The sequence below is a fragment of the Pseudomonas koreensis genome (genome assembly GCF_025447595.1).
Lineage (GTDB): Bacteria > Pseudomonadota > Gammaproteobacteria > Pseudomonadales > Pseudomonadaceae > Aquipseudomonas > Aquipseudomonas koreensis_H.
The window spans coordinates 1-20,878 of sequence record NZ_JAOEJU010000027.1; the positions used below are offsets into that span (position 1 = coordinate 1).

Annotated in this window: 18 protein-coding genes and 1 pseudogene; 15 read left to right on the forward strand and 4 right to left on the reverse strand. The window is 56.9% G+C overall.

Translation table 11 applies throughout. The annotated features are described in order from the left end of the window. The 4 genes and pseudogenes from N8H71_RS24755 to N8H71_RS24770 all read left to right on the forward strand — a co-directional run. Positions 1-273, forward strand: a pseudogene (locus N8H71_RS24755) (type VI secretion system tip protein VgrG); the annotation flags it as partial. Beyond that, positions 270-1,157 (forward strand): DUF4123 domain-containing protein, encoded by an 888-nt coding sequence (locus tag N8H71_RS24760; protein ID WP_262196021.1) that lies wholly within the window; start codon positions 270-272, stop codon positions 1,155-1,157. The pseudogene N8H71_RS24755 and the gene N8H71_RS24760, both read left to right, overlap by 4 nt. After that, positions 1,150-4,539: a T6SS effector BTH_I2691 family protein gene (locus N8H71_RS24765; protein WP_262196060.1), complete on the forward strand. Its 3,390-nt coding sequence runs from the start codon at positions 1,150-1,152 to the stop codon at positions 4,537-4,539. The genes N8H71_RS24760 and N8H71_RS24765 overlap by 8 nt, the downstream gene beginning before the upstream one ends. A 7-nt stretch (positions 4,540-4,546) precedes the next feature. Continuing rightward, positions 4,547-5,263, forward strand: a complete 717-nt coding sequence (locus N8H71_RS24770) for a permease (protein WP_262196022.1) — start codon at positions 4,547-4,549, stop codon at positions 5,261-5,263. A 360-nt stretch (positions 5,264-5,623) separates the two neighbouring features. On the opposite strand, the gene N8H71_RS24775 is transcribed toward N8H71_RS24770, so the two are convergent. After that, positions 5,624-6,346, reverse strand: coding sequence for a tellurite resistance TerB family protein (locus N8H71_RS24775; RefSeq protein WP_262196023.1), 723 nt, complete (start codon positions 6,344-6,346; stop codon positions 5,624-5,626). A 175-nt stretch (positions 6,347-6,521) separates the two neighbouring features. Between N8H71_RS24775 and N8H71_RS24780 the strand changes: the two genes are divergently transcribed. The 8 genes from N8H71_RS24780 to N8H71_RS24815 all read left to right on the forward strand — a co-directional run bounded on the left by N8H71_RS24780 (position 6,522) and on the right by N8H71_RS24815 (position 16,554). Further along, positions 6,522-7,436, forward strand: coding sequence for a LysR family transcriptional regulator (locus N8H71_RS24780; RefSeq protein WP_007954670.1), 915 nt, complete (start codon positions 6,522-6,524; stop codon positions 7,434-7,436). Between the two features lie 99 nt (positions 7,437-7,535). Next, a complete protein-coding gene (locus N8H71_RS24785; RefSeq protein ID WP_064593679.1) occupies positions 7,536-9,023 on the forward strand; it encodes a gamma-aminobutyraldehyde dehydrogenase in 1,488 nt (495 codons plus the stop codon). A gap of 83 nt (positions 9,024-9,106) precedes the next feature. After that, the gene (gene ydcS, locus N8H71_RS24790) at positions 9,107-10,258 is read left to right on the forward strand and encodes a putative ABC transporter substrate-binding protein YdcS (RefSeq protein WP_262196024.1); all 1,152 of its coding nucleotides are present in this window, start codon (positions 9,107-9,109) and stop codon (positions 10,256-10,258) included. 214 nt (positions 10,259-10,472) lie between these two features. Further along, entirely contained in the window at positions 10,473-11,510 is a 1,038-nt protein-coding gene (locus tag N8H71_RS24795) for an ABC transporter ATP-binding protein (RefSeq protein ID WP_262196025.1), read from the forward strand. A 1-nt stretch (position 11,511) separates the two neighbouring features. After that, complete coding sequence (locus N8H71_RS24800; protein WP_262196026.1) at positions 11,512-12,447, forward strand: ABC transporter permease; 936 nt, start codon at positions 11,512-11,514, stop codon at positions 12,445-12,447. Continuing rightward, the gene (locus tag N8H71_RS24805; RefSeq protein WP_085647770.1) at positions 12,437-13,246 is read left to right on the forward strand and encodes an ABC transporter permease; all 810 of its coding nucleotides are present in this window, start codon (positions 12,437-12,439) and stop codon (positions 13,244-13,246) included. Before N8H71_RS24800 ends, N8H71_RS24805 begins: the two co-directional genes overlap by 11 nt. Positions 13,247-13,420: 174 nt before the next feature. Further along, positions 13,421-14,845: a gamma-aminobutyraldehyde dehydrogenase gene (locus N8H71_RS24810; protein ID WP_262196027.1), complete on the forward strand. Its 1,425-nt coding sequence runs from the start codon at positions 13,421-13,423 to the stop codon at positions 14,843-14,845. Positions 14,846-15,069: 224 nt separating this feature from the next. Next, entirely contained in the window at positions 15,070-16,554 is a 1,485-nt protein-coding gene (locus N8H71_RS24815; protein WP_262196028.1) for an APC family permease, read from the forward strand. A gap of 75 nt (positions 16,555-16,629) precedes the next feature. Here the strand turns inward: N8H71_RS24815 and N8H71_RS24820 are convergent, their stop codons facing one another. Then, a complete protein-coding gene (locus N8H71_RS24820) occupies positions 16,630-17,031 on the reverse strand; it encodes a type II toxin-antitoxin system VapC family toxin (protein ID WP_179692533.1) in 402 nt (133 codons plus the stop codon). Continuing rightward, positions 17,031-17,276, reverse strand: coding sequence for an AbrB/MazE/SpoVT family DNA-binding domain-containing protein (locus tag N8H71_RS24825; protein ID WP_248744472.1), 246 nt, complete (start codon positions 17,274-17,276; stop codon positions 17,031-17,033). The genes N8H71_RS24820 and N8H71_RS24825 overlap by 1 nt, the downstream gene beginning before the upstream one ends. A gap of 509 nt (positions 17,277-17,785) precedes the next feature. On the opposite strand from N8H71_RS24825, the gene N8H71_RS24830 reads away from it, so the two are divergent. Next, positions 17,786-18,298, forward strand: a complete 513-nt coding sequence (locus tag N8H71_RS24830) for a BRO-N domain-containing protein (RefSeq protein WP_262196029.1) — start codon at positions 17,786-17,788, stop codon at positions 18,296-18,298. 99 nt (positions 18,299-18,397) lie between these two features. Beyond that, a complete protein-coding gene (locus N8H71_RS24835) occupies positions 18,398-18,601 on the forward strand; it encodes a hypothetical protein (RefSeq protein WP_262196030.1) in 204 nt (67 codons plus the stop codon). A 10-nt stretch (positions 18,602-18,611) separates the two neighbouring features. Here the strand turns inward: N8H71_RS24835 and N8H71_RS24840 are convergent, their stop codons facing one another. Beyond that, complete coding sequence (locus N8H71_RS24840; RefSeq protein WP_007954656.1) at positions 18,612-18,797, reverse strand: hypothetical protein; 186 nt, start codon at positions 18,795-18,797, stop codon at positions 18,612-18,614. A gap of 403 nt (positions 18,798-19,200) precedes the next feature. Between N8H71_RS24840 and N8H71_RS24845 the strand changes: the two genes are divergently transcribed. Then, complete coding sequence (locus N8H71_RS24845; protein ID WP_007954654.1) at positions 19,201-20,829, forward strand: glucan biosynthesis protein D; 1,629 nt, start codon at positions 19,201-19,203, stop codon at positions 20,827-20,829. The last annotated feature ends 49 nt before the right edge of the window (positions 20,830-20,878 follow it).

Sequence of the window (20,878 nt, forward strand, 5' to 3'; positions counted from 1 at the left end):
GAACTGACACTGGTCGGCGGTGGCAGCTTCATCAAGATCGATGGCGGCGGCGTGACCATGAGCGGGCCGGCGATCAATATCAACTCCGGCGGTGGACCGGGGAGCGGGACCGGTGCTGCACCGTTGATGCCGGGGCCGTTGAAGCAGGCGGATATGGATAAAGCCGGGAGTTTGTTGGTGCCGGCGCAGAGGCAGGCGTTGATGCGAGGTACGCCTCGTTGTGAGATTTGTGAAAAGGCCGCCGCCGAATTTGCGAAGGGTTCCGCCACATGAGCAATCTTTCTAACGCAAATTTTTTGCTGATTGATGGGGTCCTGCGCCCCAACGCAATCGCTAGTTTGTATCAGCGTGGAGAGCCGTTGGAAATCGAACCGTTGTACGTGGGAACTCGCTGGACTGAACTGAACGATTTAGGGCCCATTTTGGTAAAGCCACAAGGTGGCTCAACAATTCTCCAAGACTGGCAGCAAAACCATCTGTCTCATTTGGACTCTTGCCCATTGTACAGTCCAGCCTCACTCAGTGACGTCGCAGATCATCTTCGACACTTTATCTGCCCACCAGACGTGAACGGCAACAGCGGCCTGCTACGTTTTGCAGACCCTATAGTCACTTACCACTGGCTCTCCAGCTACGGGTCCGAACATCTCAGTCACGTATTGGGGCCGATCAAAACGATATGGGTAAAGACGCCGATCCATACTTGGCAGCGGGAGGGCGCTTCACAAATTGAATCGTTCGCATGCCCAATGTCAAAAGAGACTCGTGACAAAAAATTTGCCCTGCTTGGAGAGCAACAACTCACAGCACTTGAACTTGCATATAGGTGGCAGTTCAAAGAGCGCCTATATGCGTGGTTGGAGACCCGGAATCGCGCAACCTTTTCCCTGTTGAACAGCAATCAAACGGAATGGTGGCTTGAACATGTTTTAGAAAGTGGCACTGCCTGGGGACTGGTCAGTGAGCGAGGATTGGTAACATGGGCAGAAACCTGCGTTGATTGGGGACGAGACTTCGCCGAACGCCTTGATAGCCCCTACCAGGAATGGTTGACCCAGAACCCCGAAAATGGGCGCCTCGCACCCGAATTGCGCATCGAAGCACTGGATGATTATCGCCACCAAAGGCTGGAAGCAAAGGACACTGCAAATGGCTGACAAAAACGGAACACTCCAACAACAGCGCAATGCGTCCTTCCCGACGACTCCGGCCAAAGCCACCGGCGGCTGCCCTCTTAACGGACCAGATGTAGCAATCGTTCCGATGCGTTATGCGTTGGATCGCTCCCGGTACGATGAGAACCCAGCAAAGCTTAAGCCATTAATGAAGTCTGGCAAGTGGGCTGTACTACCTGCACTGAAAACACGTAACTACACTTTGCGCCAGCTATACGACGGTTATGTCTACGTTTACGACGAAACCGCAAAAACCTTTCACGAATACGAATTTTCCGCCACTCACGGTGTATTAACCCGAGTACAACTGAGTGACGCTGACACCGGTAAAGACGAGCGTAAAGCCTCCGGAGAAAGCAAAAGCCATCTGATATATCCGCGTAAGAACAAGCTGCATATTGCGTACTCTCCGGTTCAGTGGACTTGGCGTGTATGCGAGCATATGAGATCAAATCCTGGCAGCCGTAAACAGTGGATGAAAACCCTCGACCTGCCGAGCTATTGCATCAGCATGTCAGCGGCTGAAACCTTACCTCTGGTGTCGCTTGCTGACGCAGTTGCCGATGTTGATAAGGGAGCAGTAATTTCCGATAAACGACTCGCTGACTCAGCCATTCCACCCTATGCGACCGAAGGTAAATCGAACGGCAAAGCGATTTTCAGCACATTGGCAGCTGATACTTATTGGACAGGTAGTGTACCTGACAAAGAAAGTGCTCTAGCCATTGTTCTAGATGATCCAATAGCCATTTTGAATGACATCGGGATGCAATTAGCTGCCGATCAAGCCGCTTATGAGGGCTGGAAGCAAAAACACGAACATAAAATACAGATTGCTCAAACAGTGGAGGCGTTGTGCGGTGCAAGCGTGGCCCCGGACAAACTGCCAGCATCTATCCGTGGGGACGCGTCGAAAACACGGGAATTCCAACGGGATTTGGATGCTTATTATGCTCAAAGAGAGCATGAAAATACTCAATCCGTTCTTAGCGCCATGGGTGGCACAAACACGGCTATCACATTGCCGGGAAGCTTCAAGTCCTTTGAAATGGCGGATGCAATCAAATCAAAATATGGTCAGTCTCCAACGGAATCTGACTATCAGGCTTGGTCTGATCGAAGTAAATGGCGACGCGAAATTGATCTTGATGGAGCCCACGCTTATATCCAGACCTATCAAGGCGATGGTGAAGCTCTGCTTAAAAACATTCATAACACCCAGAATGACTTTCAAGCCCTGGCCAAATACGTAGGCAACGACCCTCTACGATTGTTCATCGACACTACGAACAAGAAACAGCTTTTATACCTCCAGGAGACAGTGGCGAGTCTCCTCTCAATATACTGCCAAGACGCAAACTCGAGTATTTGGCTTTCAAAAGAAGACGCTAATGCAGAAAGTCTCTTCGGCACTGTTCGGTATGGTTTTTCACCTGCTCTGAAAGACGCTTTGGATACACAAGCCAATCTTTTGCTTAATGGCATGGGGGACATGACCACACTTGCAACGAGAGTTGGTGAATTTAACAGTGTACTGAACCAGGAGGGGTTCGCTGAAAAGCCCTGGATGCAGGCATTAAAAAAGCCTGTTCAAGACACGTTCAAAGCTTTGCGTGAACTAGCGAGCAAAGAAGGTAAAGCAACTGCAGAGTCCATTCTGATAGCACTGATCCCATCAGATAGCCGAATGGCCTTGGGAAAAAACCAGAACATCAGCGCTCTCATTAGAAACCTAATGATCGGACAAGTTTTAATTAACTCACCAGATCGCCCAGCGATTGATGTAAAAGTTTCTGAAAAGCTCAGGACCTGGAAAAACGAATGGCTCTTGTTGAACAAAAAAATTGCTGATACACGTAAACAGTGGATCTATCCGGACCGACCTGGAAAACGAAAGAATCTCGCTCGCGTACTGCAGCAGCAGGAAGCAAAGCTGCAAATGCATGAATTGAACATGCCAGGAATACTCGACTACCAAAACAACAAGTACGCGGAACTACTAAGAGAAGAAATCAAGAATTTTGCCTCCTCCCGTGCAGACGTCGTGAAAAACTGGCAAGCAAAAGCCAAAGCCTGGAGCGAAAAGTGGGGATTGAATGCAGGAGCAATAGTTTGGGGCGTAGTGCTGCTGAACTTTATAAACACCGCCCTCACTTACCGCGACCTTACAAAAGACGGCCAGTTCAGTAAAAAAGACGTCGCCAAAATAAGCTACGGGTTGGGATACAGCTTCAACTTATTGATGGCGGTTTTTGTCGAAACTCCTTGGAAAACGATAAAAAATGCGGCCCCGGTTTTAATTGACGAAGTGGAAGTCGGAATATTAAGCAGATCAGCAGCGTTCTGGACGGCAGAAGGCAAGGCAGCGTGGGCAGCGACTGTCCGTGCTTTTAGCCGAAGAATGGTCGCAATGGGGGCATTTGCAGTCATTTCCACAATTCTCGAGATATGGGACATCCAAGACGATTATGGAAACGCGAGAAGTTCCGAGGAAAAGGCCGCAATGTGGGTGAAAGGCCTCGCCGTATTTGGAATGGGAATCGCAGGGATTGCACAGTTACTTACAGGAGTAACACTTGCAGGTGACATGGTTGTATTAGTCATGAATCCTTGGTTTGCAGTTGCGATGCTGGTACTTGGCGCTGTCTATTTGGCAGCGACGCTGGCACTTAATTATTTCAAATCGGACGGTGTGGGCTGGTGGTTGCGAAAATGTTGTTGGTCACGCTCAAAAGAGTTGCAGTACCAGTCTACTCTTGAAGGCCAAGCGGAGGAAAAGCGTGCTCTGCTGGAAATTCAACTAAGCCCACAGATCTACGTTAAGAGCACCTTCGATACCAGGCGCGTATTCAGAGGAAGATTTGGATATCAAAACGAAGAAATACTGAATGGAGCTTGGGTACATCTTCGATTGCCAAGTGCAGTACGCGGTCAACTCATCCAATTTAATGTGATCGATAGCAAACGTATTCTACCCCTGCTACCTGTTAGAAAAATGGATGATCCTGTACAAGATCCGTTTCTGGACAAAGGGCAATTTACGAGCACCAGTGCATTTGGCACAGACACAAACTCACCATACACTGCGGATGTACGCGCTGCGCGCTTTCCGCCAATGCCTGCCTCCGGCCAAGACATTGTCTGGCGGACATGGATCCCGGTTGACAAAAGTGCTGACTTTATTGAATTGCAAATTTGGTATCCTACAAACGTTTTAGCAGCTGGCGTTGAAGATCAAGGTTACCTCTACCAATTAGAGCTTGACAAAGTAGGAAGCACCTCCGTCGACGGGCTGAGCATTACAGAGCTTCAAGTAAAATCTGTTAGTCGTAAAGGCGCGATGATCCTGGCCGTAGCGGAATAATACGAACATGACAAAACCCAGTGACAACTCATTCAACCAGACTCCATGCCGAGCCGTTGAAGAAAAATCAAATGCACATGAACGCGTCCTTATGGAATGGTCGGCAAAAACAATAAAATCTCCACCTAAAGAAATCATGAAAGCACAGCTCTGGCTCTTTGCTGGCGCGACGCTAATGAATATTTTTGTAACAGCCATCACTTGGAACAACCTGCCACAATATATGCTTGGACTTTTGTCGGCGTATGTATTTTCGTACGCACTAACCATCTACTTCATACTTATATTACGCCAAAAAACAGTATTCAATTACTCCATTACAGAGAACTATGGAAAAGTCGAATATTTTCGGTATTATCCAGAGTCTTCCGGAACCATCTTCAAAAGCCTCGCTATTTTTATAATATTATTTTTCTCAGGCGTTGCGATTTATACAGGATCCTTAGCCTTTATGATCGGCCCGGCAGCTATGGCGCTAGGAGCAGCAAAATTCCTTCTCGGCTGGAAAAACAAAATAACCAACTCGCGCAGCTCCCCTTGGGCGGAATACAATTTTGTAACTGTAGATCGGTCTAGACTCATGATAGTCACCCATAGAACCAACCAATCAGTGGGATTCGAAGCACGCTTCCAAGAAACGGCTACATTCGATCGTTACTTGAACATTTTAAAAGCAGTACTACCAAACAGCGCCATATATACAGAAAAAGGCTGGCAATGGTGATTATTGAAAACTTCATGATTACACTGACTGCTTATCTAAATATATAAATAACAGAAAGATGGCAGATCCATTTTCTAGCAAATAGATCTGCCACCTTTTTCTTCTACATCCTCGCCGAATCGGCTCACCGCAAGGGCCGTCCCGTTCTGCCAGAACTGGTTCAAGCCTGGTCGCAGCAACTGCCGCCGGAGCAGTGGGCCAAACCCAGTGCGGCACTGGTGAAAGCCAATCAGTTGGTCAAAAGCGCTATGGACAAGAAAGGCGCGACCTTTGTCGAGGCTTGCAAAGCCGCAGGTTTGCACTGAAGAAAACCCGGCGAGCGGTGCTAGCCCCTCGCCGGGGATTCATCAAGTCTTTCGGTTACGCAACAGCCACCCTCACCTGCCTCTCCAACTCAACCTTCAACCCCGGCTCCAGCTTCAACTGCCGCGCCAGTTCGTCCAGATAGCTCTTCTCCATGAAGTTCTCCTCATCCACCATCATCACGCTCGCCACGTACATCTCGGCCGCCATCTCCGGCGTGCTTGCCGCGCGGGCGACGTCGGTGGGGTCGAGGGGTTTGTTGAGTTCGGCATGGAGCCAGTGTTTGAGCTCCTGATCGTTGTCGAGTTTGGTGAATTCGCCTTCGATCAGCTGGCGTTCGCGGTCGTCGATGTGGCCGTCGGCCTTGGCGGCGGCGACCAGGGCCTTGAGGATCGCCTGGCTGTGTTGTTCGACTTGCGCCGGCGGCAGGCGATCGAGGGTTTGCGGTTCGCTTTGCGGGGCGGTGCCTTTTTGGGCGTTCCAGTTGCCGTAGGCTTTGTAGGCGATCACGCCCAGTGCGGCGAGGCCACCGTAGATGGCGACTTTACCGCCAACCTTGCGGGCCTTTTTGCTGCCCAGCAACAGGCCCATGGCGCCGGCTGCCAGGGCACCACCGCCTGCGCCTGACAGTAAACCGCCGAGTGCGCCATTACTGGAAGATCCGCCCAGCAAGCCGCCCAAACCACCGGCAGCCGGTTTGTTCTGCGCCCCGCCGGCCTTGTTCTGCAGCAGATCCTGGCCGGACTTGAGGAGTTGATCGAGCAATCCACGGGTGTTCATGTTCCGTCTCCAAACAGGGTTATCCGGATCAATAAGGCCCTCAGCCTAGTTCGAAAGTGCCCGTGACTTGGGTGCGAGTGTGCTTCCAGATGTTGCTTAGCCCGGAGCAGCCATTCGCGAAAATAGATATACACTCGAGGCAATCTATAAAAACCGCCCACCGGGTAAACCTTCCATGATGACCTTGCGTCAGATCCGCCATTTCATCGCAGTGGCCGAGACCGGCTCGATCTCCGCCGCCGCGCAAACCGCGTTCATTTCCCAATCGACCCTGACCCTGGCCATCCAGCAACTGGAGGAAGAAATCGGCGTCAGCCTGTTCAATCGCCACGCCAAGGGCATGACCCTTACTCATCAGGGACATCAATTCCTACGCCAGGCGCACCTGATTCTGGCGACCGTGGACAACGCCAAACGCAGCCTGCAACAGAGCACCGATCAGGTCGCCGGACAGTTGATCGTCGGGGTGACCAGCCTGGTGGCCGGTTATTACCTGGCGGATTTACTGACCCGTTTCCAACGCGCCTATCCCAATGTCGAGATCCGGGTGATGGAGGACGAGCGGCCGTACATCGAGCATTTGCTGGTCAGCGGCGAGATCGATGTCGGGGTGCTGATCCTCTCCAACCTCGAAGACCGCCACGCCCTGCAGACCGAAGTGCTGACCCACTCGCCGCACCGTCTGTGGCTGCCGGCCCAGCATCCGCTGCTGGAACACGACAGCATCAACCTCGCCGATGTCGCCCGGGAGCCGTTGATTCAGCTGAACGTCGACGAGATGGATCGCAACGCCCAACGTCTATGGCGCGGCGCCGGGCTGCAACCGAAGATCACCCTCAGAACCGCGTCCACCGAAGCAGTGCGAAGTCTGGTGGCGGCGGGATTGGGCGTGTCGATCCAGCCCGACATGACCTACCGTCCATGGTCGCTGGAAGGCGACATCATCGAAGCCCGGCCAATTGCCGACCTCAACCAGACCCTCGACGTCGGTCTGGCTTGGCGTCGCGGCACCGCGCGCCCCGCGCTGGTCGATCCTTTCCTGACCGTGGCCCGCGAACAGCCTCACGGCGGACGCAAGCCATCTATTTAATCGAATGCCACCTTCAGTATTTAGAATTTGTCGACCCCGGAGCCGCGCACTAGTCTTGCTGCATCTAAAAGACGGTCGGCTCCCGGAACAGGGAGCAACATGGCCATACAAGAAAAGAGATCCCGGAAAATGGCTGGCGCGCAGACCCACATGCACACCGCGTTGCTGATCGACGGCGAACTGGTCGCCGGCCAGGGTTTTGTCGAACCGATCCTCAACCCGGCCACCGGCGAAGTCCTGACCCAGATCGCCGAAGCCAGCACCGAGCAAGTCGAAGCCGCCATCCTCGCCGCCCACCGCGCCTTTGCCGAGTGGTCGCGCACCACCCCGCAACAACGCTCGAATCTGCTGCTGGAAATCGCCAACGCCGTCGAAAAGCACGCCGATCACCTCGCCCGCCTCGAAGCCCTGAACTGCGGCAAGCCTTTGCACCTGGCGCGTCAGGACGACTTGACCGCCACCGTCGATGTGTTTCGTTTTTTCGCTGGCGCCGTGCGTTGCCAGACCGGTCAGCTCAGCGGCGAATACGTGCCGGGCTACACCAGCATGGTGCGCCGCGATCCGATTGGCGTGGTCGCCTCGATTGCACCGTGGAACTACCCGATCATGATGGCCGCGTGGAAGATCGCCCCGGCCCTCGCCGCCGGCAATACGCTGGTGTTCAAGCCGTCCGAGCACACGCCGCTGTCGATTCTGGCGCTGGCACCAGCGCTGGCCGAGATTCTGCCGCGCGGGGTGATCAACATCGTGTGCGGTGGCGGTGAAGGCGTTGGCAGTCACCTGGTCGGCCATCCGAAAGTGCGCATGGTGTCGCTGACCGGCGATATCGTCACTGGCCAGAAAATATTGCAGGCCGCCGCCAAAACCCTCAAACGCACGCACCTCGAACTCGGCGGCAAGGCCCCGGTGATCGTGTGCAACGATGCGGATCTCAAAGCCGTTGTCGAAGGCGTGCGCACTTATGGTTATTACAACGCCGGGCAGGATTGCACGGCGGCTTGCCGGATCTACGCCCAGGCCGGGATTCACGACAAATTGGTCGCCGAACTCGGCGCAGCGGTCAGCAGTTTGCGCTTCGCCGGCAAACGCGACGCCGACAACGAGATTGGGCCGCTGATCAGCACCCGCCAGCGCGACCGCGTGGCCAGTTTCGTCGAGCGCGCCCTCGGCCAGCCGCACATCGAGCGGGTGACCGGAGCGGCCGTACATTCCGGCGCCGGGTTCTTCTATCAGCCGACGCTGCTGGCCGGTTGCAAACAGAGCGATGAAATCGTCCAGCGCGAAGTGTTCGGCCCGGTGGTGACCGTGACCCGCTTCGACGAACTGGCGCAAGCGGTGGACTGGGCCAACGACTCGGAATACGGCCTCGCTTCGTCGGTCTGGACCCAGAATCTGGACAAGGCGATGCAGGTCGCCGCGCGCCTGCAATACGGCTGCACCTGGATCAACAGCCATTTCATGCTGGTCAGCGAAATGCCCCACGGAGGCCTGAAACGCTCCGGTTACGGCAAAGACTTATCCAGCGATTCGCTACAGGACTACAGCGTGGTGCGGCACATCATGGCCCGCCACGGCCAGCATCTCTGACTACGCTAATAACAAGCCGACCACGGCCATGCTTCACCGCGTTCACAACTGCCCCGACCATAATTTAAAGAAGAGGGTTCACCATGTTCGTGCACAAGACCGCACTGCTCAGTGCAATCACCATGGCCCTGCTGGCCAGCGCCAGCCTGCAGGCCGCCGAGCCGCTGAAAGCCGTCGGCGCCGGCGAAGGCCAGCTGGATATCGTCGCCTGGCCCGGCTACATCGAACGCGGTGAAAGCGACAAGGCCTACGACTGGGTGACCGGTTTCGAGAAGGAAACCGGCTGCAAGGTCAATGTGAAAACCGCCGCCACGTCTGACGAAATGGTCAGCCTGATGGCCAAGGGCGGTTACGACCTGGTGACCGCGTCGGGCGATGCCTCGCTGCGGCTGATCGTCGGCAAGCGTGTGCAACCGATCAACACCGCGTTGATCCCGAACTGGAAATCCCTCGACCCGCGTCTGAAAGACGCGCCGTGGTACGTGGTCAACAACCAGACTTACGGCACCCCGTACCAGTGGGGCCCGAACGTGCTGATGTACAACACTAACGTGTTCAAGACCGCACCGACCAGCTGGAACGTGGTGTTCGACGCGCAGAACCTGCCTGACGGCAAGCCGAACAAAGGTCGCGTGCAAGCCTACGACGGCCCGATCTACATCGCCGATGCGGCGCTGTACCTGAAATCCACCAAGCCTGAACTGGGGATCAAGGATCCGTACCAGCTCACCGAAGATCAGTACAAAGCCGTGCTGGAACTGTTGCGCGCCCAGCAGAAGCTGATCCACCGCTACTGGCACGACACCACGGTGCAGATGAGCGACTTCAAGAACGAAGGGGTGGTCGCGTCCAGCGCCTGGCCGTATCAGGTCAACGGCCTCATCAATGACAAACAGCCGATCGCTTCGACCGTGCCGAAAGAAGGCGCCACCGGTTGGGCCGATACCACCATGCTGCACGCCGAGGCCAAGCACCCGAACTGCGCGTACAAATGGATGGACTGGTCGCTGCAACCGAAAGTCCAGGGTGATGTGGCGGCGTGGTTCGGCTCGTTGCCGGCAGTTCCGGCGGCTTGCCAGGGCAGTGATTTGCTCGGCGCTGAAGGCTGCAAGACCAACGGGTTCGATCAGTTCGACAAGATCGCGTTCTGGAAAACCCCGCAGGCTGAGGGTGGGAAGTTTGTGCCTTATAGCCGGTGGACGCAGGACTACATTGCGATTATGGGCGGTAGGTAATCGATCTTTTCTGTGGGAGCGAGCTTGCTCGCGAAGTGGGTATCACATCCAACATTGCAGGTGACTGACCCACCGTCTTCGCGAGCAAGCTCGCTCCCACATGAGATCACCGCCAATACCGCGATCTCACCTGGCAACAGATAACCGTTGTTCGTTTTTCAGAAGTCCAGGCAGGGCCGCTGCGACGGCCCTCGCCTTTTCGGAGCACCGCACCATGACGCTTGCAGTCCAGTTCACCAACGTTTCCCGGCAGTTCGGCGAGGTGAAGGCCGTTGACCGGGTTTCCATCGACATTCAGGACGGCGAGTTCTTTTCCATGCTCGGCCCTTCCGGTTCGGGCAAGACCACGTGCCTGCGCCTGATCGCCGGGTTCGAGCAACCGAGCGCGGGCTCGATCCGCATTCACGGCGCCGAAGCCGCCGGTCTGCCGCCCTACCAACGCGACGTAAACACGGTGTTTCAGGATTACGCGCTGTTCCCGCACATGAACGTGCTGGACAACGTCGCCTACGGTTTGAAAGTCAAAGGCGTGAACAAGAACGAGCGCCACAAACGCGCCGAAGAAGCGTTGGACATGGTCGCCCTCGGCGGCTACGGCGCGCGTAAACCGGTGCAGTTATCCGGCGGTCAGCGCCAGCGTGTCGCCCTCGCCCGCGCCTTGGTCAATCGCCCGCGAGTGCTGTTGCTCGACGAGCCGTTGGGCGCCCTCGATCTGAAGCTGCGCGAACAGATGCAGAGTGAACTGAAGAAGCTGCAACGCCAGCTCGGCATCACCTTCATCTTCGTCACCCACGACCAGACCGAAGCGCTGTCGATGTCCGACCGCGTGGCCGTATTCAACAAGGGCCGCATCGAACAGGTCGACACCCCGCGCAATCTGTACATGAAACCCAGCACGACGTTCGTCGCCGAATTCGTCGGCACTTCGAATGTGATTCGCGGCGATCTGGCGCGCCAGCTCAGCGGCCATCCGCAGCCGTTTTCGATCCGCCCGGAACACGTGCGTTTCGCCGAAGGCCCATTGGCCAGCCATGAAATCGAAGTCAGCGGCCTGCTCCACGACATCCAGTATCAGGGCAGCGCCACGCGCTACGAACTGAAGCTGGAAAACGGCCAGACCCTGAGCATCAGCCAGGCCAACAATCAATGGATCGACAGCAGCGCGCAGCACCAGACCGGTCAGCGCGTCAGTGCACGCTGGGCGCGGGAAGCGATGATTCCGCTGCACGACACCGTTGCGAGCGGGGTGTGACATGACCGCCCTCGCCCTCCCTCAATCGGCGCCGTTGCGCAGGTTTTCCAACCTGCTTTATCGCAAGCCGAATCTGTATCTGTCGATGCTGCTGGTGCCGCCGCTGCTGTGGTTCGGCGCGATCTATCTGGGCTCGCTGCTGGTGCTGTTGTGGCAAGGTTTCTACACCTTCGACGACTTCACCATGGCGATCACGCCCGACCTGACTCTGGCCAACTTCGCCGCGCTGTTTCAGCCGTCGAATTTCGACATCATCCTGCGCACCTTGAGCATGGCTGTCGTGGTGTCGATCGCCAGCGCCATCGTCGCGTTTCCGATTGCCTACTACATGGCGCGCTACACCACCGGGAAGACCAAGGCGTTTTTCTACATCGCGGTGATGATGCCGATGTGGGCCAGTTACATCGTCAAGGCCTACGCCTGGACGCTGCTGCTGGCCAAGGGCGGCGTGGCGCAGTGGTTCGTTCAGCACCTGGGGCTGGAGCCGGTTCTGCAGTTCATTCTGGGGATTCCCGGGGTCGGCGGCAGCACCTTGTCGACCTCGCATCTGGGGCGCTTCATGGTGTTCGTCTACATCTGGCTGCCGTTCATGATCCTGCCGATCCAGGCCTCGCTGGAGCGCCTACCGCCGTCGTTGCTGCAAGCTTCCGCCGACCTCGGCGCCAAGCCGCGCCAGACCTTCATGCAGGTGATTCTGCCGCTGTCGGTGCCGGGGATCGCGGCCGGTTCGATCTTCACGTTCTCGCTGACGTTGGGCGACTTCATCGTGCCGCAACTGGTGGGTCCGCCGGGCTACTTCGTCGGCAGCATGGTTTACGCGCAGCAAGGCGCGATCGGCAACATGCCGATGGCTGCGGCGTTCACGCTGGTGCCGATCGTGCTCATCGCCATTTACCTGTCCATCGTCAAACGACTGGGGGCTTTCGATGCACTCTGAAAAGGCCTCAATTGGCTTAAAAATCGCAGCCTGGGGCGGGTTGGTGTTTCTGCACTTCCCGATCCTGATCATCTTCCTCTACGCCTTCAACACCGAAGACGCGGCGTTCAGCTTTCCACCGAAAGGCTTCACGCTGCACTGGTTCAGCGTGGCGTTTTCCCGGCCGGACGTGCTGGAAGCGATCAAGCTGTCGTTGCAGATCGCAGCCATCGCCACGCTGATCGCGATGGTGCTCGGCACCCTCGCTTCCGCTGCGCTTTATCGCCGGGACTTCTTCGGCAAACAGGGCATTTCGCTGATGCTGATCCTGCCGATTGCATTGCCGGGGATCATCACCGGGATCGCGCTGCTGGCGACCTTCAAGACACTGGGGATCGAGCCGGGGATGTTCACCATCATCGTCGGCCACGCGACCTTCTGCGTGGTGATCGTCTACAACAACGTCATCGCCCGTCTGCGCCGCACCTCACACAGCTTGATCGAGGCGTCGATGGACCTCGGCGCCGACGGCTGGCAGACCTTCCGCTACATCATCCTGCCGAACCTCGGCTCGGCTTTGCTCGCCGGCGGCATGCTCGCGTTTGCGCTGTCGTTCGACGAAATCATCGTCACCACCTTCACCGCCGGCCATGAACGCACCTTGCCGCTGTGGCTGCTGAATCAACTGAGCCGCCCACGGGACGTGCCGGTGACCAACGTCGTGGCGATGCTCGTGATGCTGGTGACCATGCTGCCGATCCTCGGCGCCTACTACCTGACCCGGGGTGGCGAGAGCGTGGCCGGCAGCGGCGGCAAATGAACATCTACACAGAAAACACAAACCACAACTCCCTGTGGGAGCGAGCTTGCTCGCGATGAGGCCGTCACATCCAGCATTGATGCCGGCTGGAGCAACGCTTTCGCGAGCAAGCTCGCTCCCACAGTTTCAATTCGGTTCAGGCAGAAAAATAAAAGTGTTAGTGAGGACAACAACATGCAAACCAAACTCTTGATCAACGGCCAACTGGTCAACGGCGAAGGCCCGGCGCAACCGGTGCTCAACCCGGCGCGCGGTGAAGTGCTGGTGGAAATCAACGAAGCCACCGAGGCCCAGGTCGATGCCGCCGTGCGTGCCGCCGACAGTGCCTTCGCCGAATGGTCGCAGACCACGCCGAAAGACCGTTCGCTGTTGCTGCTCAAACTCGCCGACGCCATCGAAGCCCATGGCGAAGAACTGGCGAAACTGGAATCGGACAACTGCGGAAAACCCTACAGCGCTGCGCTGAATGACGAGATCCCAGCGATTGCCGATGTGTTCCGTTTCTTCGCCGGCGCCAGTCGTTGCATGAGCGGCTCCGCCGGCGGCGAATACCTGCCCGGTCACACCTCGATGATCCGCCGCGACCCGGTGGGCGTGATCGCCTCCATTGCGCCGTGGAACTACCCGCTGATGATGGTCGCCTGGAAAATCGCCCCGGCCCTCGCCGCCGGTAATACCGTGGTGCTCAAGCCGTCGGAACAAACCCCGCTGACCGCGTTGCGTCTGGCCGAACTGGCGTCGGAGATTTTCCCGGCCGGTGTGCTCAATCTGGTGTTCGGTCGTGGGCCGAGCGTGGGCAGTCCGCTGGTGACCCATCCGAAAGTGCGCATGGTGTCGCTGACCGGCTCCATCGCGACCGGTTCGAACATCATTTCCAGCACTGCCGACAGCGTCAAACGCATGCACATGGAACTGGGCGGCAAGGCGCCTGTGATCATCTTCGACGACGCCGACATCGACGCAGCGGTCGAAGGCATTCGTACCTTCGGTTTCTACAACGCCGGCCAGGACTGCACCGCCGCGTGCCGGATCTACGCCCAGCAAGGCATCTACGACAAGTTCGTCGAGAAGCTCGGCGCAGCGGTCAGCAGCATCAAGTACGGCTTGCAGGATGATCCGTCGACCGAACTCGGGCCGCTGATCACCGCCCAGCATCGCGACCGCGTGGCCGGGTTTGTCGAACGCGCCGTGGCACAACCGCACATTCGTTTGATTACCGGCGGCAAGGCGGTGGACGGCAACGGTTTCTTCTTCGAACCGACCGTTCTGGCCGACGCGCAGCAGGACGACGAAATCGTCCGCCGCGAAGTGTTCGGACCGGTGGTGTCTGTGACCAAGTTCACCGATGAGGCTCAGGCGCTGGAATGGGCCAACGATTCGGACTACGGCCTGGCGTCCTCGGTGTGGACGGCGGATGTAGGACGTGCGCATCGACTGTCCGCTCGGTTGCAGTACGGCTGCACCTGGGTGAATACGCACTTCATGCTTGTCAGCGAAATGCCCCATGGCGGTCAGAAACTGTCCGGCTACGGCAAGGACATGTCCATGTACGGGCTGGAGGACTACACCACGGTTCGGCATGTGATGTTCAAGCACTAAAAGTCAAAAGCTTCGCGAGCAAGCTCGCTCCCACAGGGGAATGCATTTCAAATGTGGGAGCGAGCTTGCTCGCGATGGCGTCAACCCGGATTCAAGGCAGAAACCGGCTCTGCGCACCACCAGGATTCAACACCTAACAATAACTACCGATCCGGGCGGCGCTCACCAAGCCCCGCCACGGTTTCGGCCATCCGAAATCTGCCGATTTCACGGAGCAAACACACATGAGTGCATCACCCGATCTCTCAGCCACCGTTGCCGACAGCGATGCCGAACAACTGCGCCAACTGGGCTACACCTCCAACTTCAACCGCAGCATGAGCCTGTGGGAAAACTTCGCGTTGGGCTTCACGTATCTGTCACCGGTCGTAGGGGTTTATACCCTGTTCGGCCTGTGCCTGGCCGCTGGCGGGCCACCGATGTTCTGGGCTTATTTGCTGGTCGGTTGCGGGCAATTGCTGGTGTGCCTGATCTTCGGCGAAGTGGTGTCGCAGTTCCCGATTTCCGGTGGCGTTTATCCTTGGGCGCGGCGTCTGGTGGGCAAGAAATGGGCATGGATGGTCGGCTGGATTTACTCCATCGCCCTGTGCGTGACCATCGCCGCCGTTGCTGTCGGCGCCGGCCCGTACCTCGCCGCCATGCTGGGTTTTGAACCGAGCAACAACACCAACATCGTCATCGCCCTGGTGCTGACGCTGTTCGCCACCGTGGTGAATCTCAGCGGCACCAAAGTGCTGGCGCGGATCGCCATGTTCGGTTTCCTCTGCGAACTGGTGGGCGCGGTGATCGTTGGCGTGTACCTGCTGATTTTCGAGCGTCACCAACCGATCAGCGTGCTGTTCAACACTTTCGACATCAGCGTCGACGGCTCCTACCTGCCGGCCTTCCTCACCGCGTCGCTAGCGGGGATGTTCCTCTACTACGGCTTCGAAGCCTGCGGCGATGTCGCCGAAGAAACCCCGAACCCGAGCGCAAAAATCCCGGTGGCCATGCGCATGACCATCTACATCGGCGGCATCGCAGCGATGTTCGCTTGCCTGGCGCTGATCCTCGCCGTGCCGGACATGCAAGCGGTGATCAACGGCACCGACAAGGACCCGGTCACCACCATCCTCAACAACGCCTTCGGCCCGGTCGGTTCGAAAGTGGTGATGGGCGTGGTGATGATTTCCTTCATCTCCTGCGTCATCAGCCTGCAAGCGGCGGCGAGTCGTCTGCTGTATTCCTACGCTCGCGATGAAATGGTCATCGGCAGCCGACTGCTGAAAAAGATTTCTCCTACGACCCAGGTACCGGTTGCTGCGCAGTTCGTGTCCGGCGTCCTGCCCGGCCTGATCATCGCCCTCGGCTTCTTCCTGCAAGACGCCGTGGCCACCATCGTCAGCTTCGCCGCCATCGGCATCTACCTCGCGTTCCAGATGATCGTCCTCGCCGCCCTGTACGCCCGCAGCAAAGGCTGGAAACCCAGCGGCAAATTCACCCTCGGTGCCTGGGGCTGGCCGGTGAACATCGGCGCGCTGGTGTACGGCGTCGGCGCAATCATCAACATGGCCTGGCCCCGCACGCCGGATGCCGCGTGGTACATCAATTACGCGATGGTCCTGAGCACGGCGATCGTGATTGGGCTGGGGCTGGTTTACATGTGGATTGGCAAGCCGTATGACCATGGGAAGGCGCCGGCTGGGGATGCGTGGAAGGTGGGTCGCTAAACACAATCGCCCCGGAGATTCAGATACTTCCGGGGCGATTTACGAATCCAGGCTACTTAAAAACGTAACTACAAATCAGGAAGGTGTAATCAACTCGACGGAGGGGAAGTAATTGCGGTAGCGCTTAGAGTCTCGTGTCAACAAAGGTAGTTTTTTTACAGCTGCATGAGCACCAATGAAAAAGTCCGCCAACACGTTGTGTTTTCCTCCGCCTACCTTTCGATAACGAACGAACGCTTTACCAGCCAAAAAGAGCGCAGGTCGCGGAATTTCCTGCATGACCAAGCCGAGCTGATTAACCACCCCATCCAGAGCTTCAAACGTTGAAAAAGTCTGGGATAACTCTGCATAGACGATCGGGTTAATGACCAACTCATGAATTAGCGACTGAGCGCGAAGTTGCTGGATAGACCAGTCAGCCCAAGCTGGGTCGTCCTCCAAAACGTCAATCAACACATTGGTATCAACCAACACCATTAATCATCACCCCGAAGCAACGCCATCAAATCATCGGTTCGCCATTTGATATCGGCTTTGCCACGAACAGCATCAAATCGATCCGGAATTTTTGCTTTACCTGTATCGGGCTTCGCACTGTGCAGTACCACCTCTCCCTGCTCATTGACACTGAACTCAATCGCCGAGCCCGGCGTGAGATGCAAGGCATCACGGATTGGCTTGGGAATCGTCACTTGCCCCTTACTCGTCATGGTTGTCGTCATTTCATGCTCCTTGAGTATTACTCGCCACACCAACGTAATACTTGGTTTCGGGATCTGCAACCGCCGCTGATCGTAGGACTATTCCGACCGATTTAAAGGACGACAGCGCAGTGCTTTAAAGCGTTTTGCTCTGACGATAAACAGCTGCCATAGGTCGCAGTGACCCGCCTGAAACAAGCCGTAACTGGAAACCGAATATTGGATCGTCGGGAAGAAACCTGAGGTTCGTTCCGAGGATTCGAATGAATATAGGAAAAATTGTGGCTCAGGGGCCTCCTCTCTGCAGAACATGCAAAAACAGGAAATTCCTACAGATGCTGCCTACGAGAAAGATCTTCAATTCCGACAACAAGCGTCGATTAACCGGGCTTGGCACCATAAGCACCTGACCGATACGCTTCCTTTCGGCAGCGAAGTCAGCAGCCCGGTGTCGAAGCCGGAACAAAATCAAAACGGCGCAACCGCACTCATCCGAGTGGCGGCTCTATTCTCAATATTGGAGTCGACAAATGCCCAATCAAACTCAAAATTCCTCTAAAGATCATCCTTACTTCATCCCCACCGTATTCACCCGCCACAACCGCTTCCTCCACGCCCTCCTGCTTGATCATCAAGCCTGGTTCTGCGCTCAAGATCTGGGCCGCATGATGGGCCATCCCTTGAACCCACGCGTCACGCTCAAACTCGACCCCGACCAACGCCGAACCGTCCGCCTGCGCAAGGACGGCGACGTTGTCGAGACTCCGATGGTCAGCGAATCCGGCATGTATGCGCTGCTGGTTCACCACTTCATCCCGGAAAACCGCAACCTGCGGCAATGGCTGAGCAATGAGGTGATTCCCATCCTGCGGGAAACCGGCTCAACAACAGCGGAAAACTGCCCGAGCCTGAGCTCGGTGCATTGGGCCGGAGTCACCGTACCGCTGCTCCACTGGCAACAACAGGCCTGGGTGAAATGGCGTGATATGCCGGAATTGGTGCTCGGTCAGCAGCCCTATCAGGTATCGGGGACATGTAGCTGACGGCCTCACTTGAGCTAATGAAAAAGGGGCGGACTCCAGAGTCCGCCCCTTCAATGTTCACCATCAACCTCGACGCATTTCTGAGCGCGCCCCTAACAGATGCACAACGCCATCCCTGCACTACCGCCCATTCTCGAAATCATCCCGAGCGACGAGAGTTTTGCTGAAGACTACCTGCAAAAATTCGTCAAACAATGCGCGGTTGCCGAGCATCTGCACGCAATCCATGTCGGCCTCGCCGATGCTGACGCGGGTAAGTTGATTGATCTGGCCACCGTGAAAGCCAAATGGCTTTCACGGTGAACCTCCTGTTTCAAAACCGCGAAACACTCCTCATCGCATCCACCAGATACCGCATCGCAATCCGGTCGCTTTCCGACAACTCGCGGTAACGCTCCACCAGTTTCAGTTCGTCAGGACTGAGCCGGCGTCTTCGCCGGACGTTGGTGAGGCAGGGAAAGATGCCCAACATTTCGGTGATGCCTTGTCCTTTTGTCATGGACGATGTCCTTTTCCAGTACGTCAGAAATTTTCGAAAACCGCATCGCCCTGCTCCTTTAAGCAGCGATTTGAGCCCTGCCGGTCGGATGTGTCGTGACCGGCGATGCCCATAGAATAGAAATTAAATCGGCGCTGAAAAGCTGTTTTTAGAGTAATTAGTCGAAAAAAGCAGATATGCCCTATAAATCAGAAAAGGCTGTGGGATAAGTAACCGTAACGTCTTGTTTCATTGAGACGCTGTCGCCGTGCTATCAATGAATTTTGCAAAATCAGCGAACGGATTAAGCTAGCGGGCATCTGTTACTAGTCCGTAGCGTTTGGCCGAAGGCTTGTCCGAACCGTAATTTCTGATCCAGTACGTGCCAGGAACGGCGCGGGATTGTCCACGACAGGTTGTATCTATGCACCGCAGGAATTTGCTCAAAGCGTCCATGGCCATTGCGGCTTACACCGGCCTTTCCGCCTCCGGCCTGCTCGCCGCACGCGCCTGGGCCGCCTCTGGCGGTGCCGCCGACGGTGAAGCCCAGGCCTTCGACTTCGAGACGCTGAAGCGCCAGGCCAAGCAATTGGCCGGCAGCGCGTATCAGGACACCAAACAGGTGCTGCCGCCGACCCTGGCGACCATGACCCCGCAGAACTTCAACGCGATCCGCTACGACGGCGAGCATTCGCTGTGGAAAGAGAACAAGGGTCAGCTCGATGTGCAGTTCTTCCACGTCGGCATGGGTTTCCGCCAGCCGGTGCGCATGTACAGCGTCGATCCCAAGACCCGCACGGCCCGCGAGGTGCATTTCCGCCCTCAGCTGTTCAACTATGAAAACACCTCCGTCGACACCCAGCAGCTCAAGGGCGACCTGGGTTTTGCCGGCTTCAAGCTGTTCAAGGCGCCGGAACTGGATCGGCATGACGTGGTGTCGTTCCTCGGCGCCAGCTACTTCCGCGCGGTGGATGCCACTGGCCAATATGGCCTCTCCGCCCGTGGCCTGGCCGTCGACACCTACGCCAAGAAACGCGAAGAATTCCCCGACTTCACCAAGTTTTGGTTCGAAACTCCGGATCAGAACGCGACCCGCTTCGTGGTCTACGCCCTGCTCGACTCGCCGAGCGCGACCGGCGCCTATCGCTTCGACATCGATTGCCAGGCCGAGCGCGTGGTGATGGAAGTCGACGCCCACATCAATGCCCGTACCGCCATCGAACAACTGGGCATCGCCCCGATGACCAGCATGTTCAGCTGCGGCACCCACGAACGCCGGATGTGCGACACCATCCACCCGCAGATCCATGACTCGGATCGTCTGGCCATGTGGCGCGGCAACGGCGAGTGGATCTGCCGCCCGCTGAACAACCCGGCAACCCTGCAATTCAACGCCTTCGCCGATACCGATCCGAAAGGTTTCGGTCTGGTGCAGACCGACCACGAATTCGCCAACTACCAAGACACCGTCGACTGGTACAGCAAGCGCCCGAGCCTATGGGTAGAACCTACAACCGCGTGGGGCGAAGGCTCTATCGATCTGCTGGAAATTCCTACAACCGGCGAAACCCTCGACAACATCGTTGCGTTCTGGACACCGAAAAAACCGGTGGCCGCCGGCGATTCGCTGAACTACGGCTACAAGCTCTACTGGAGCGCCCTACCGCCAGTAGGTACACCGCTGGCGCGAGTGCATGCGACCCGTTCGGGCATGGGTGGATTCGTCGAAGGCTGGGCACCGGGCGAGCATTACCCGCCGGTCTGGGCTCGTCGTTTCGCCGTGGACTTCACGGGTGGCGGCCTGGATCGCCTGCCGCAGGGCACCGGGATCGAACCGGTGGTCACTTGCTCCAACGGCAAGGTGCAGGACTTCAGCGTGCTGGTGCTGGATGACATCAAGGGATACCGGATCCTGTTCGACTGGTACCCGACCAATGACAGCGTGGAGCCGGTGGAACTGCGTCTGTTCATCCGCACCAACGACCGCACGTTGAGCGAGACCTGGCTGTACCAGTACTTCCCGCCGGCGCCGGACAAGCGCAAGTATCCTTGATGATTCGCTGGCGGCAGATCGGGTCTCATCGCTGGCAAGCCAGCTCCCA

What these genes read in the sequence shown, in the direction of transcription:
- N8H71_RS24835 (WP_262196030.1), top strand. Translation starts at nt 18,398, where the DNA reads ATGCACAACGCCATCCCTGCACTACCGCCCATTCTCGAAATCATCCCG.
- N8H71_RS24765 (WP_262196060.1), top strand. Translation starts at nt 1,150, where the DNA reads ATGGCTGACAAAAACGGAACACTCCAACAACAGCGCAATGCGTCCTTC.
- N8H71_RS24805 (WP_085647770.1), top strand. Translation starts at nt 12,437, where the DNA reads ATGCACTCTGAAAAGGCCTCAATTGGCTTAAAAATCGCAGCCTGGGGC.
- N8H71_RS24770 (WP_262196022.1), top strand. Translation starts at nt 4,547, where the DNA reads ATGACAAAACCCAGTGACAACTCATTCAACCAGACTCCATGCCGAGCC.
- ydcS (WP_262196024.1), top strand. Translation starts at nt 9,107, where the DNA reads ATGTTCGTGCACAAGACCGCACTGCTCAGTGCAATCACCATGGCCCTG.
- N8H71_RS24780 (WP_007954670.1), top strand. Translation starts at nt 6,522, where the DNA reads ATGATGACCTTGCGTCAGATCCGCCATTTCATCGCAGTGGCCGAGACC.
- N8H71_RS24815 (WP_262196028.1), top strand. Translation starts at nt 15,070, where the DNA reads ATGAGTGCATCACCCGATCTCTCAGCCACCGTTGCCGACAGCGATGCC.
- N8H71_RS24775 (WP_262196023.1), bottom strand. Translation starts at nt 6,346, where the DNA reads ATGAACACCCGTGGATTGCTCGATCAACTCCTCAAGTCCGGCCAGGAT.
- N8H71_RS24840 (WP_007954656.1), bottom strand. Translation starts at nt 18,797, where the DNA reads ATGACAAAAGGACAAGGCATCACCGAAATGTTGGGCATCTTTCCCTGC.
- N8H71_RS24795 (WP_262196025.1), top strand. Translation starts at nt 10,473, where the DNA reads ATGACGCTTGCAGTCCAGTTCACCAACGTTTCCCGGCAGTTCGGCGAG.
- N8H71_RS24820 (WP_179692533.1), bottom strand. Translation starts at nt 17,031, where the DNA reads ATGGTGTTGGTTGATACCAATGTGTTGATTGACGTTTTGGAGGACGAC.
- N8H71_RS24825 (WP_248744472.1), bottom strand. Translation starts at nt 17,276, where the DNA reads ATGACGACAACCATGACGAGTAAGGGGCAAGTGACGATTCCCAAGCCA.
- N8H71_RS24810 (WP_262196027.1), top strand. Translation starts at nt 13,421, where the DNA reads ATGCAAACCAAACTCTTGATCAACGGCCAACTGGTCAACGGCGAAGGC.
- N8H71_RS24760 (WP_262196021.1), top strand. Translation starts at nt 270, where the DNA reads ATGAGCAATCTTTCTAACGCAAATTTTTTGCTGATTGATGGGGTCCTG.
- N8H71_RS24845 (WP_007954654.1), top strand. Translation starts at nt 19,201, where the DNA reads ATGCACCGCAGGAATTTGCTCAAAGCGTCCATGGCCATTGCGGCTTAC.
- N8H71_RS24830 (WP_262196029.1), top strand. Translation starts at nt 17,786, where the DNA reads ATGCCCAATCAAACTCAAAATTCCTCTAAAGATCATCCTTACTTCATC.
- N8H71_RS24800 (WP_262196026.1), top strand. Translation starts at nt 11,512, where the DNA reads ATGACCGCCCTCGCCCTCCCTCAATCGGCGCCGTTGCGCAGGTTTTCC.
- N8H71_RS24785 (WP_064593679.1), top strand. Translation starts at nt 7,536, where the DNA reads ATGGCCATACAAGAAAAGAGATCCCGGAAAATGGCTGGCGCGCAGACC.